The organism is Pseudoalteromonas sp. J2K-J979 (assembly GCF_058169715.2).
In genome coordinates this window covers 42,679-56,231 of record NZ_CM200282.1, presented here as the reverse complement: position 1 = coordinate 56,231, position 13,553 = coordinate 42,679, and the positions used below count along the sequence as shown (strand labels likewise).

The following is a 13,553-nucleotide window of genomic DNA, read 5'->3' as shown; positions in this document are numbered from 1 at the left end:
TAAATGTGAGTGAAGTGAATTTAAACCAGTCTTTCTCAACTGGTGAGGCTCAAGATAATAAAAATTACCTGTTACCGCTAACAGCAATGACGACTTTGTTTTTTTTATGGGGATTTATTACCGTCTTAAATGATGTGTTAATTCCCCGTTTAAAAGCGGTCTTCGATTTAAGTTATACCGAAGCGATGCTAATTCAATTTTGCTTTTTTGGAGCTTATTTTATTGTGTCGTTACCTGCGGGTATGTTGGTACGTAAAGTAGGCTATCGAAAAGGGGTGATTATTGGTTTGACAGTCGCAGCCTTAGGTTGCTGTTTGTTTTATCCGGCTGCAGCTGTGCATGAATATAGCCTATTTTTAGCGGCCTTATTTATCTTGGCTGGTGGTATCACTATTTTACAAGTATCTGCTAACCCTTATGTAGCTGCGCTTGGCCCAGTTGAAACCGCTTCTAGTCGCTTAAATTTAGCTCAAGCTTTGAATTCACTCGGAACAACGATAGGACCGATAGTTGGTGCCGCGTTATTTTTTGGTGGCACAGGTGCGTTGATTAATGAAGCTGCTCAAGCAGATTCGGTTAAATTACCTTATTTAATGATTGCAGGTGCGCTACTCAGTATTGCAATCGTGTTTGCATTTTTAAAATTACCTGAATTACATGAACATCATTCAGATAACAGCAGCCATGAGCCAGAGCGGTCTTTGCTTGAAGCGAAACACTTATTAATGGGCGTGATAGCAATATTTTGTTACGTAGGGGCTGAAGTATCTATTGGCAGTTTCTTAGTCAATTATTTTGCTGATCCTCACATTGCTGGGTTGGAAGAACACGCTGCCGCTAAACTGATTAGTTATTATTGGGGTGGGGCGATGGTCGGGCGTTTTATTGGTGCCTACTTAATGCAAACAGTGAAACCTTGGAAAGTCTTGTTATTTAACAGTGCGATGGTGATTACGCTATTGCTTGTTACGGTTAATACCAGCGGTCATATTGCAATGTACTCGGTCCTTGCCATCGGTTTATTCAATTCAATCATGTTTCCAACTATTTTTACTTTGTCCATTGAAGGGCTTGGCTCACAGACAAGCAAGGGATCAGGTTGGTTGTGTTTAGCCATTGTTGGTGGTGCCATTATCCCACTGGTTCAAGGGTTTATCGCTGATATCGCAGATATTCAGATTAGCTTTTTGATCCCTGCTGTGTGTTATGTGTTTATTCTATGGTTCGCATTCAATGTGACAAAATTACAACACACTTGGCTGCCAGAGAAATAGTATCCACTATGTTTAAAAAGAGTGCGATTTCGCGCTCTTTTTTTATTTAAGTATCTGTAATAAATATCAATTAAATCGATTGCTTCTCAATAATTTCATCTTTTTTAAATCTATGTATTGAATACGTATTCATAATCACGGTACTATTAAATTTATTGGAACGGTCTAATTGGGCTTATAATGAAAATAATACAAGTTTTAATGCCCGTCGTTTGTAGTGCAATCGTATTTACAACTTCGGTTTATGGGCAATCAAATAATAAATGGGTTGATCCTTTTATTGGGACAGGAGGGGATGGACACACCTTTCCTGGTGCTGTCGTGCCATTTGGCATGATGCAATTGAGCCCAGACACCGATACCGTGATGCGAGGGGTAGACCCACAGCCTGAAATCTATAAACGCTGTGCGGGTTATCATTATGATGACGCTACCATTGTCGGCTTTTCACATACGCATTTTAGCGGCACTGGGCACGCTGATTTGGGTGACTTATTAATTATGCCAATGATAGATACTGTACAACTAAACCCAGGTAAGTCGACCGATCCTGATTCGGGTTACCGCTCACGATTTTCTCATGATCAAGAATGGGCCAGCCCAGGTTATTATGCTGTTGAATTACTCGACAGCGAAATAAAGGCTGAGCTGACAACGACAGAGCGAGCGGGGATGCACCAATATACATTCAGAAAAGGCCAGCAAGCACATATTATGCTGGATTTAACTACAGCCATTTACAATTTTAAGCATAAAGTGATTTGGAGTGATATTAGAAAAATAAACGATCACACGCTAGTGGCTTATCGGGCAACGAATGGCTGGGCGAATAATCGTCAAATGTATTTTGCAATCGAGTTTTCACAACCTATAGATAGTTATCAGTTTATCAACCTTGATGATAACCGCTACCGTTGTATGGACTGTCTTGGAAAAGAAAAACACTCAACAATCGAAAACAAACAAGTAAAGGAAGCTGCGGGTAAAGCGATAAAGTTTGTCGCCAGTTTTAATAACCCTACCAAGCAACCTATTAAAATCAAAGTTGGCTTATCTGCGGTCAGTAAATCAAATGCACTAGAAAACTTAAATACAGAAATTCCAGATTGGGATTTTACAGCCTTACGGGCTAGCGCAGCCAAAAAATGGCATCACTACTTAAGCAAATTTGAAGCACAGGGCAGCGAGGCGCAAAAACGCCAGTTTTACACATCGCTTTATCATGCACTGCAAGCTCCTTCGATTTATCAGGATGTCAATGGGGAATATCGAGGTGTCGATGGAGAGATCCATCAAGGCAAAGATCACACACATTATACCTTGTTCTCTCTTTGGGATACCTATCGTGCCCTTCACCCATTGTTAACTTATATTGATCCAGAACGTGTGGGTGAAATGGTGCAATCAATGCTCGATCATTACCAACAGAGTTATGACGATATGCTGCCGATTTGGTCGTTCCATGGCCATGAGACTTGGACGATGATTGGTTATCATGCTGTCTCTGTGATTGCGGATGCGTATTTAAAAGGGATCCGAAACTTTGATACGAAATTGGCATTAGAGGCTGTGTTAGCAACAGCGAATAGTCCAATTTATGATGCAACGTCTGAATATAAACAATTTGGTTATGTCCCAATGGATGTGTTGCCTGAGTCTGTTTCGATTACTCTTGAATATGCTTATGATGATTTCACAATTGCGCGACTACTCGAAGCGATGGGTAAACCGACTGACGCCAAGGCATATTATCAACGAGCGCTGTCGTATAAAAACGTATTTGATAAACAAACGGGGTATATGCGTGGACGTGATAGCAAAGGGCAGTGGGATCCTGAATTTAATCCTGAAGAAGCCAAGTACATGGGGCCATTTACAGAAGGTAATGCCAATCAATATACCTTTTATGTTCCTCACGATGTTCAAGGTTTAATTAATTTAATGGGGGGGGACGATCAGTTTGAACAGCGCCTTGATGCTCTATTTGACACTCATTTATCTGATGAAATGATCAAAGAGCATGAAGATATAGCGGGTTTAATTGGTAACTATGCCCATGGAAATGAACCAAGTCACCATATTGCGTATCTGTATAACTATGCAGGTAAACCTTGGCGTACTCAAGCGCGCATTCGTCAAATTATGGATACGTTATCGTCGGATAAACCCGATGGTTTAGCGGGAAACGATGATGTAGGCCAAATGTCTGCTTGGTATATCTTCTCGGCTATGGGTTTTTATCCTGTTGCACCGGGTGATTTAAGCTATGCCATTGGTGCACCTCAATTGCCCCGTATTTCGTTAACACTACCGAATAATCAGATTTTCACTGTTGTTGCAAAAAATTTTAGCGAGACTCATCAATATATTAAGAGCGTGACGCTCAATGATAAGCCGCTGTCTCGAAGTTTTATTACGCATCAACAGATAATGGCAGGTGGCACACTCGTTGTTGTGATGAGTGACCAACCGAATAAAAATTGGGGTAAAGCGCAGAATCATCGTCCACCTTCAATGAGTACTGGTTTATGAGAGTGAATAGAACTTCCTTACCTTGTTTAAAAGTGGCTTTAGTTGTTGCGGCTCTTAGCCTGTCATTCACCAGTCAGGGCGAAGCTTTGACATTGAATACACTGTCTTTTAATTCAGATATTGCTTGGTTAGATTATCAATTACCGGATGTGCAAATTAAAACAGAAGCTCAGGCAAGTCATCCGGTTTGGCCGTTATTAACGGTGCCATTAATCAAACAGATTAGTTTCAATGTTGCCCGATTACTCTATGATGAAGCGCATTTGGCGCCAAAGCTTCCTAGCCTCAAAATTGTTCTAAGCAGTTTCGATGGGGTGGCGTATAAAAATGGCGATTTTAATGGCGCAATAATTAAGGTCAGTCGAGACTATTTAGAAAAATTTTCACTAAGCCATGATCCAGACGTGCTGACAGAGGAACTGATTGGTATTTTATATCATGAAATTGCCCATGCTTATCAACTCGATGATCATAATTACGCAGAAATAGGCCCAGTGATCGAAGGCATTGCAGATGTAGTTAGAATTCAAGCAGGCTATGTTGAGCTTAGCCATCGAAAAGTCGGTGGGAACTATGATTCTGGCTATAAAAAAACGGCGTTTTATTTAGACTGGTTAATCAAACACCATGATGAGATTTCACTGTCTGTCATTAATCAGCAATTGGATCCGAATGATACCATTAAATGGTCGTGGCAAACCTTTGCAGAGATCAACCAGCTTAATCTCAATGAAAGTTGGCAACAATATCAATTGAGCTTAAAATAAAAAACCGCCGAAAGGCGGTTTTTTTAGGCACACTAAACTGGCTATTAGTTACTTAATATCTTTATGTTGCAATGCCCATAAATGCATTAGCTCTAACGCGATAGATGCACCCGCCAAGGCTGTTAGCTCTGCATGATCATACGCTGGTGCAACTTCGACTACGTCCATACCAACAATATTCACCTCAGTTAATAAACGTAAAACCTTTAAAACTTTATCAGTGGTTAACCCACCGCAAACTGGGGTGCCAGTACCAGGCGCAAATGCCGGATCTAAACAATCAATATCAAAGGTTAAATACACAGGTAAGTCACCGATGGTTTGCTTGATTTGAGAAACTATTTGCTCAGGTGTTAAATCATTCGCTTGCATTGCATTGATGACATTAAAACCATGTTCTTGCTGCGTATAATCGGTGCGAATGCCTATTTGCACTGACTGATGTTTATCAATTATGCCTTCGTTAGGGGCATGATAAAACATAGTACCGTGATCGTAGCGGCTGCCATTGCTGTAAGTATCGGTGTGGGCATCGAAATGGATCAGCGCCATTTTACCAAATTTCTTCGCATGGGCTCGTAACAATGGCAAAGTCACAAAATGATCGCCGCCTAAGCTTAACAGGGTTTTTCCTTGGTCAAGTAAAGCGGTCGCCGCTTGCTCGACTAAATCTGTAAAGCCTTCACAGTCACCAGGGGCATACACTAAATCACCCGCATCGATGATTTTACAATGCTCAGTCAGTGAAAACTGCCACGGGAAGCGTTTGCCTTCCCAAGCAAGATTCACTGAAGCACGGCGGATTGCATCTGGGCCCATACGGGCTCCAGAACGACCCGATGTGGCCATATCAAACGGTAATCCCAACACCACAATGTCTGCATCAGTGCTTAGTGGATTTTGCACTAGCGGCTGACGTAAAAAAGTCATTGGGTTACTGAATAACGACGTTTCTTCACGTTGAAACAGTTGGCTCATTTAATCGTACGCTCCTAAGCGTTAAATATCTTCTAAGTAAGTGTAGCCTTTTAGGCCTAAATCTAATTCAGCTAAGATTGACTCACGCTCGTCTTCAGGTAGCTTGCTTTGTGCCAATTCAGCATACGCTGCACGGAATGAATCAGGGTCAAGGTGAACATAACGCAGCATATCTTCAACTGTGTCACCTTCATTGATTTCGCTAATATGTGCATTTCCCTGATCATCCATGTTGATAACCGTACTATGGGTATCGCCAAATAGGTTGTGCATGTCGCCTAAAATTTCTTGGTACGCACCGACTAAGAAAAAGCCAAGTAAATACGGTGATTCTGCATTCCATTCAGGCACAGGCAAGGTTGTTTCGATGCCTTGTCCATCAACGTATTGATCAACTGTACCATCAGAGTCGCACGTGATGTCCAATAACACCGCACGACGTTTAGGTACCTCAGTTAAACCTGATAAAGGTAAAACAGGGAAAACCTGATCGATACCCCACGCATCGGGTAACGATTGAAATAATGAGAAATTGACAAAGAATTTATCGGCTAATTTTTCATTTAATTCATCAATGATCGGACGGTGAAAACGGTTTTTACTGTCCATTAATTGGCTTAACTCATAGCTGACACGTAGGCTCACTTGTTCAGCCCAAGCACGTTGCTCAAGACCCAGCACACCCATACCGAATTGGCTATGGACTTCAGCAAGATCACTTAAACAGTCATGGAAAATCTCGATTAAGGCACGATCATCAACGCGATTGTTAAGTTGAACCCATGAATGCCACATATTTTTAAGTAAAATCGGGGCATTTGCACCAGGCTCAGTGATGTCTTCTGCTTTATAAGACTCAGTACCAATAACGTTTGAGATCAGCACTGCATGGTGAGCCGTTAAGGCACGACCTGATTCAGAAATAATCATCGGCATCGGTTGGTCGTATTGCTTACAAATGTCACCAATGGTGTAAACAATATTATTAGCGTATTCAGCTAATGAATAATTCATTGAATTACTTGACTGGCTGCGCGTTCCGTCATAGTCGATTGCTAAACCACCACCCACATCCATACACACAAGTTGCGCGCCTAAACGACGTAATTCACAGTAAAAGCGTGCCGCTTCACTCACGCCGGTACGGACATCACGAATGTTGGCCATTTGTGAGCCTAAGTGAAAATGAACCAGTTGCAAGGTATCCGTCATGTTTAATGCTTTAAGCTTATTTAACACACTTAATACTTGAGATGCAGATAAACCAAATTTAGATTTTTCACCACCACTGGCCTGCCACTTACCTTTACCTTGCGATGCTAAACGCACGCGTAAACCAAGACGTGGAGAAACATTGAGTTTCTTTGCTTCAGCTAACACCATGTCTAGCTCAGATAGCTTTTCTAAAACAATGTTGACTTTGTGACCTAGTTTTTCGCCGATTAATGCTAAACGAATGTATTCACTGTCTTTGTAACCGTTACAAACAATGACCGAGCTGGCTTTTTGAGCCATTGCGAGTACTGCTAATAATTCACCTTTACTGCCAGCTTCTAAGCCTAACTGTTTAACTTCATTGTTAGCTTGGCTGGCTAAAATTTCTTCAACCACTTCACGCTGTTGATTTACTTTGATTGGATAAACCAATAAGTATTTTTCTGGGTAATTATACGCAGCTATCGCTTCGTTGAATGCGGCACACAAGTTGTGTACGCGGTTATGGAGTATTTGTGGAAATCTTACCAACGCAGGCAGTGATAACCCTTGCTGTTGAATTTGTTCAGCAATAGAGGCTAACGATACTGTTTGATCTGGCTGTTCAGCATTAGGTGCCACATACACTTCACCTTGATCATTAATACCATAATAACCTTGACTCCAATGACGGACATTGTAGCTTGCGCGAACTTGTTCAATCGCAGTGGTTTTATTCATTTCAATCCTTAATTCTATCGGCGTAAAACGCGTTATTTAGAGCTATTTTAGCTGTGTGTTTTTGCGCATTAGAATTAAATAGCACAGATGAGTCCAACAAGGAATTTTTATCGTAAAGATAAATAAAGTGATTTGTAACTAGGCTAAAATACTGAAGCTTTTATTAGAAGCTAACTGATTAAAATATTAAAGATTTTGGTGCAGCTACCGACATAAATTCATTACAAATTCCATCTTTATTACTTTGATTGAATTAAATCAAGAGTGAGGTAGGATTAAACTTGTAAAATTCAAATAATAATGAGTCTATTCAGGGTGCGTATGTTTCAACAATTAAAATTTACCACAAAGGTAACTCTGGCTGCATCACTGGTACTGGTGTTGGTTTTAGGGTTATTTACCATCAACAACTTTGTGTCGATGCGTAATCAAACAGAGCAGCAACTCGAGAAAGTTTTGCAACAAATCTCTCAATCAGTATCTAATAACATTGCTAATTGGCTCAATTCAAAGTTAGAAATTGTCGAATCAATTGCACTTGCTTATCAGCCAGGCTCGCAAACAGAACAAACGATTAATCAATTAGTGCAGGCTAATCGCGCCGGTGGATTTAAAAATAGTTACGTGGGGACCAGCGAGGGGCAATTTATACTCGATGATCCGACTTTAAAGTTACCTGCTGACTTTGATGCAAGGCAACGGCCTTGGTACCAACTGGTTGCCAATCAAACAAATACGGCGTTTACTGCGCCTTATGTTGATGCAACAACTCATGCACTCATTATTTCAGCTGTGGTGCCTGTGTATAAATCAAATCGCTTTGCTGGGGTCGCAGGGGGAGATATTCAGCTTGATAAAATAACCGAAATTGTCAATAGCGTCGATTTTTTAGGCTATGGCTATGCATTTTTAGTCAATGATGAGAACAAAATACTCATTCATCCTCAAACAAAATATAACGATAAATCACTCAGTGATTTAGTTGGCAAACCATTAGAACTGAAAACTAAATTTGTAGAGTATCAGGTTCAAGGTGACGATAAGTTACTTTCGTTTGTCAAAATAAACGGGATCAATAACGTTGATTGGTATTTAGGGGTGGTCATCGACAAAGACATTGCTTATTCGTCTGTTGACTCATTTCGCTTGATGGCGAGCTTGTATATGTTGCTGGGAATTGTCGCGATTGTTTTAATGATGCAATTTGTGCTGCGTTATTTAATGCGGCCGATGGTCAATGTGACCGCGGCAATTAAAGATATCGCGCAAGGCGAGGGGGATTTAACCCAGCGGATCACCGTTGAAAACAATGATGAGTTTGGTGAGCTGTCGCGCTATTTTAATGGGTTCATCGAAAAAATTCACTCATCGATAACGCAAGTGCGTGATACCACCATTTCGTTAGAGCATTCGGTTGAAACGCTGATCAAGACCACTCAGTCCACCTTAAATATGTATAGCGAGCAAACAAAATCGACCGACAATGTAGCCACTGCGATTGAAGAGTTATCTTCTAGCGCAATTGAAATAGCTGGCAGCGCAGAAAATGCCTCAAAACTGGCCTCTGATGCGAATCAACAAGCAATTGAAAGCCACGATACATTGGGCGACAATATTTCGGCTATTGAGCACCTTTCGAGCAAAATGCAACATGCCCAGCAGTCAATTGATGCGTTAAATAAACACACGGTAAATATTGGACAAATTTTAGAAGTGATCAAAGGGGTAAGTGAGCAAACGAATCTGCTTGCACTCAATGCCGCAATCGAAGCGGCGCGAGCTGGTGATGCTGGACGAGGCTTTGCCGTGGTTGCTGACGAAGTACGCCAATTAGCACAACGTACTCAGCAGTCTGCACAAGAAATTGAAAATACCATTGTCCAGCTGCAGCAAGGCTCGCAACAAGTCGTGGCCATCATGACTGAGAGCCAAAAAGATTCACAAACAAGTGTTATTTCGGCGCAACAAGCGGGTGTTCAAGTGGAGGCTGTCGGGCTGTCAATCAAGAAAATAGACCAAGCAAATCATATTGTTGCTAATGCAACAATTGAGCAAAACAAAACGATTCAATCGTTAGATACCGACATTCATCACATCAGTGATTTAAATGCGCAGGGGCAAAGTAACCTTAATCAGACTTTAGCTGAATGTACGCAGTTGAAACAGCAATTTGATCTGCTCGAAGACATGGTGCTTAAATTTAAAGTTTAGCGTGGGGATTTTCATTAAAAAGCCCGTGCTTCATTGCTGAAGCACGGGCTTTTTAATGTGTGACTCAAGAGAAACTACAGATCACATTTTAGTATTTTCATGGGTTTGTCTGCCTCCATCACACAGCCGCGGGCTTCATCTGTTGCGGCTTTGCATTGTTTGCTCATTTCGCTGTTACTCGGAGCTTGTGCACCGAGTACTTTTTTAGCGTGGGCAACGACTTTATCGCATTCACTGCTGGGCACTGGCGGTGCTTTAGAACACGCAGCGAGTGAGGTTAGCATAACAACGAGTGATAACATTTTAAATTTCATTGGGTTGTCCCTTTCTATGTTTGATGCCTACTAGTGTAGTCAATATTTAACAATCTGTATTTGTTCCTAAAATATTAATTAGTGATTTCTCAATCCGCATTTCATGAATAAGATAAACAGTTATAAATAGATAGAAGTGGCAAAAATAAGTCTAATAAGTGACGATTTTATAGAAAAAAAATGAAACACGTGCAGTTGATAAAAGTACTGGTTTATCAATGTTTAAGGTGAGGATTTACGTTAGATATAACAGAATTTCGACCGTTAAGGCGTCGTCCTTGTGTCTAAAACATGACAGTTGTAATTAAATTGTAGTCTTTGCGCAACATCAGTGTAATTAAACACCTTTAATATCCGCTTCAGAAATTACATTCGCAAACCATTTTGCAATTTATAGGGTAGATATTATGAAGTGCGTTAAGCCACTCTTTTTAGCCAGCGTCATCGCATCGAGTTTGTTGGCGCAGGCCAATGAACTAGATAAAGTGTTGCAATCAAGCGACAAAATCAATCAATCGGCCAGTGCCTCACAGCAAAAAATTGATGGTATTGCCGATACAATGCAAACCCGTTTACAACAATACAAAACCCTGAATAAAGAAATTGATGGTTTAGCTATTTATAATAATCAGCTGTCAAAGCAAGTAAACAATCAATTAACCGAACTGCAAACACTGGCTCAATCAATGGACGAAGTGGCTGTAATTGAACGACAAATAACCCCACTTATGCTGCGAATGATTGCAGGTTTAGAGCAGTTTGTGCAACTCGATGTGCCGTTTTTAGCAAATGAACGCACACAACGCGTCGCAACCTTAAAAACTATGATGGATCGGGCGGATATCGCATCGAGTGAAAAGTTTCGTCGTGTTCTCGAGGCTTATCAAGTTGAAGTCGATTATGGACGCACTATCGAAGCTTACACGAGTTTATTAAACGTTGAAGGTAAAGAGCGTGAGGTGGATTTTTTACGCGTTGGTCGCTTGGATTTAATTTACTTAACGCGTGACGGCAAACAAGCGGGTATCTGGAATAAAGAAACCAAGCAATTCCAAAGCTTACCTGATTCAAACATTAGCCAAATCAATAAAGCACTGCGCATTGCCCGCAAACAACTTGCCCCAGATATGTTAACCCTGCCAGTACAAGCTGCAGAGTAAGGAAATCCATCATGTTTATTAAAAAAATACTCACCACTGCTATTGCCACGGTCACGCTTGGTGCTTCATCGCTTGTTATGGCTGACGATGCACTTGATTTAGATTCGTTATTAAAAACTTTGCAAGCTGGTCAGAGCCAACAAACGGCACATAATACACAGCGCGAAGCAGATTTTATTGCCCGCCAATCAGAGCAAGCAGCGTTATTGAGTCAAACTCGTAACCGTCGCGATGAGATGATTAAAAACTCGCAACAATTAGAAGGTCAGTTTGAGCAAAACGAAATTGAACTGGCCAATGCCACTGAGTTGCTGTCAAAACGAATGGGATCACTAAAAGAACTCTTTGGCGTATTGCAGCAAGTGTCGGGAGATACAAAAAATAAATTCGCAACCTCAGTTGTTTCTGCTGAATTACCTGGGCGCGGTGAGTTTATGGATCAGTTAGCGCAAAAAATGGGCTCGAGCTCAAAACTAGCTTCTATTGAAGATATTGAAATTGTCTGGTATGAGCTACAAAGAGAAATGACCGAGCAAGGTAAAGTTAAGCACTTTACTACCGATGTCATCGTCAGCGGTGGCGATAAAGTCCAGCAAGAAGTGGTACGTGTTGGTGCCTTTAACTTAATCTCAAATGGTAAATACCTCGAGTACAATGCCTATACAGATACGTTATCTGAGTTATCTCGCCAACCTGTCGCGCGTTATTTAGCCAGTGCAGCCGAACTGCAAAATGCCAACTCAGGTTTTGTCGATTTCGCATTAGACCCAACTGGCGGTTCTATTTTAGGTTTATTGGTTCAAGCGCCCGATACCAGTGAGCAAGTTCATCAAGGTGGCACTGTCGGCTACGTGATTTTAGCTGTGGGTTTAATTGGTTTATTAATCTCAATCGAGCGTTTTATCGCCTTATTTATTATTGGTGGCAAAATGCGTCGTCAGCTTAAATCTGACGTGGTTCGCGATGACAATCCGCTTGGTCGGGTGATGAAAGTCAAAGATCAATTCCCGCATGTTGCTTATGACACGTTGGAGCTGAAACTGTCTGAAGCGATTTTACGTGAAATGCCAAAAATTACCCGTAATTTAACGTTTATCAAGATTATTTCTGTGGTTGCACCTTTGTTAGGTTTGTTAGGAACCGTGACGGGGATGATCAATACCTTCCAAGCAATCACCTTGTTTGGTACTGGCGATCCAAAACTAATGGCGGGTGGTATCTCACAAGCATTAGTCACAACAGTACTTGGCCTAGTTGTCGCTATTCCAACTGTTTTCTTATACACCATATTGAATACTCGTTCGAAAAACTTACTGCTAATTTTGCAAGAGCAAAGTGCAGGGATCATTGCTGAGCGCAGCGAAAAAGGAGCGTAATCATGGTCATATTGATTGATGCAATCAATGCGATCCGTGAGTTCCTCGACACAGGTGGCCAAGTGTTACTGGTCATCGGTGTCTTAATCTTCGCGATGTGGTTATTGATTTTAGAGCGGTTGTTGTTTGTGTTTGGCGGTTATCGTCAATACAAAAAACACATCAAAGCAACTTGGTTTAATCGTACTGAACGGAATAGCTGGAATGCAGAGCAAATTCGCCAAGCGTTGATCTCGCGTACCAAGCAAAAGCTCAATCAAAATTTAGCCTTTATTAATGTCATGGTTGCTGTTTGTCCGTTACTTGGATTACTCGGCACAGTGACAGGCATGATAGAAGTGTTTGATGTGATGGCTATTACTGGAACAGGCAGTGCACGATCGATGGCTTCTGGTGTCAGTAAGGCAACCATTCCGACGATGGCTGGGATGGTTGGGGCTTTATCTGGCGTGTTTGCATCGACTTACTTACAGCGTAAGACAAAACGTGAAGCAGAATTACTCGAAGATACCATGATCTTAGATCACTAAGCTAACTGATAAACAATATATTGAGTGGTCAGTGATAGCACTGGTCATTAAAGGAAAAGATAATGAGAGCACCCCTTGCACAAATATTTCAAGAAGAAGAAGCAGAAGAAATCAATATGACACCGATGTTGGACGTCGTCTTCATTATGCTCATTTTCTTCATCGTAACCGCTTCGTTTGTCAAAGAAGCCGGTATTGATGTCAATCGTCCAGAAGCGGCCACAGCGGTTAAAAAAGAGCGCGCCAACATACTAGTGGCAATCTCAGATAAAGGTGAAATTTGGATTAACAAACGCCAAATTGATATCCGTGCTGTACAAGCCAATATCGAACGTTTAAAAGCTGAGAATCCGCAGGGCAGTGTAGTGATACAAGCTGATAAAAAAGCCACAACAGACACGTTAATTAAAGTCATGGATGCCTCTCGTGCAGCGGGTGTTTTTGATGTGTCCATTGCAGCGCAAGAAGCTTAGTTA

General features: G+C 41.3%; 11 protein-coding genes. 8 read left to right on the top strand and 3 right to left on the bottom strand.

The window, feature by feature from the left end:
* Positions 1–5 precede the first annotated feature (5 nt).
* The 3 genes from fucP (at position 6) to AC3KVK_RS16725 (ending at position 4,573) form a co-directional block, all read left to right on the top strand.
* The gene (fucP, locus tag AC3KVK_RS16735; protein ID WP_490310529.1) at positions 6–1,274 is read left to right on the top strand and encodes an L-fucose:H+ symporter permease; all 1,269 of its coding nucleotides are present in this window, start codon (positions 6–8) and stop codon (positions 1,272–1,274) included.
* 201 nt (positions 1,275–1,475) lie between these two features.
* Entirely contained in the window at positions 1,476–3,806 is a 2,331-nt protein-coding gene (locus AC3KVK_RS16730) for a GH92 family glycosyl hydrolase (RefSeq protein WP_490310675.1), read from the top strand.
* A 2-nt stretch (positions 3,807–3,808) separates the two neighbouring features.
* A complete protein-coding gene (locus tag AC3KVK_RS16725; RefSeq protein WP_490310530.1) occupies positions 3,809–4,573 on the top strand; it encodes a basic secretory protein-like protein in 765 nt (254 codons plus the stop codon).
* Positions 4,574–4,621: 48 nt separating this feature from the next.
* On the opposite strand, the gene speB is transcribed toward AC3KVK_RS16725, so the two are convergent.
* Positions 4,622–5,551: an agmatinase gene (gene speB / locus AC3KVK_RS16720; protein ID WP_490310531.1), complete on the bottom strand. Its 930-nt coding sequence runs from the start codon at positions 5,549–5,551 to the stop codon at positions 4,622–4,624.
* A 21-nt stretch (positions 5,552–5,572) separates the two neighbouring features.
* Positions 5,573–7,486 carry a biosynthetic arginine decarboxylase gene (speA, locus tag AC3KVK_RS16715; protein WP_490310532.1) on the bottom strand — a complete coding sequence of 638 codons (1,914 nt, stop codon included), beginning with the start codon at positions 7,484–7,486 and terminating at the stop codon, positions 5,573–5,575.
* 321 nt (positions 7,487–7,807) lie between these two features.
* Between speA and AC3KVK_RS16710 the strand changes: the two genes are divergently transcribed.
* Positions 7,808–9,697: a methyl-accepting chemotaxis protein gene (locus tag AC3KVK_RS16710; RefSeq protein WP_490310533.1), complete on the top strand. Its 1,890-nt coding sequence runs from the start codon at positions 7,808–7,810 to the stop codon at positions 9,695–9,697.
* Between the two features lie 74 nt (positions 9,698–9,771).
* Here AC3KVK_RS16710 and AC3KVK_RS16705 read toward each other — a convergent pair whose 3' ends face one another.
* On the bottom strand, positions 9,772–10,011 hold the full coding sequence (locus tag AC3KVK_RS16705; protein WP_490310534.1) for a hypothetical protein: 240 nt from the start codon (positions 10,009–10,011) through the stop codon (positions 9,772–9,774).
* A 407-nt stretch (positions 10,012–10,418) separates the two neighbouring features.
* Here AC3KVK_RS16705 and AC3KVK_RS16700 point away from each other — a divergent pair, with 407 nt between their 5' ends.
* From AC3KVK_RS16700 to AC3KVK_RS16685, 4 genes are all read left to right on the top strand, one after another.
* Positions 10,419–11,171 (top strand): DUF3450 domain-containing protein, encoded by a 753-nt coding sequence (locus AC3KVK_RS16700; RefSeq protein WP_490310535.1) that lies wholly within the window; start codon positions 10,419–10,421, stop codon positions 11,169–11,171.
* 11 nt (positions 11,172–11,182) lie between these two features.
* Entirely contained in the window at positions 11,183–12,547 is a 1,365-nt protein-coding gene (locus AC3KVK_RS16695) for a MotA/TolQ/ExbB proton channel family protein (RefSeq protein ID WP_490310536.1), read from the top strand.
* 2 nt (positions 12,548–12,549) lie between these two features.
* Positions 12,550–13,077, top strand: a complete 528-nt coding sequence (locus tag AC3KVK_RS16690; protein ID WP_490310537.1) for a MotA/TolQ/ExbB proton channel family protein — start codon at positions 12,550–12,552, stop codon at positions 13,075–13,077.
* Positions 13,078–13,139: 62 nt separating this feature from the next.
* Entirely contained in the window at positions 13,140–13,550 is a 411-nt protein-coding gene (locus tag AC3KVK_RS16685; RefSeq protein ID WP_086743395.1) for an ExbD/TolR family protein, read from the top strand.
* Positions 13,551–13,553 lie beyond the last annotated feature (3 nt).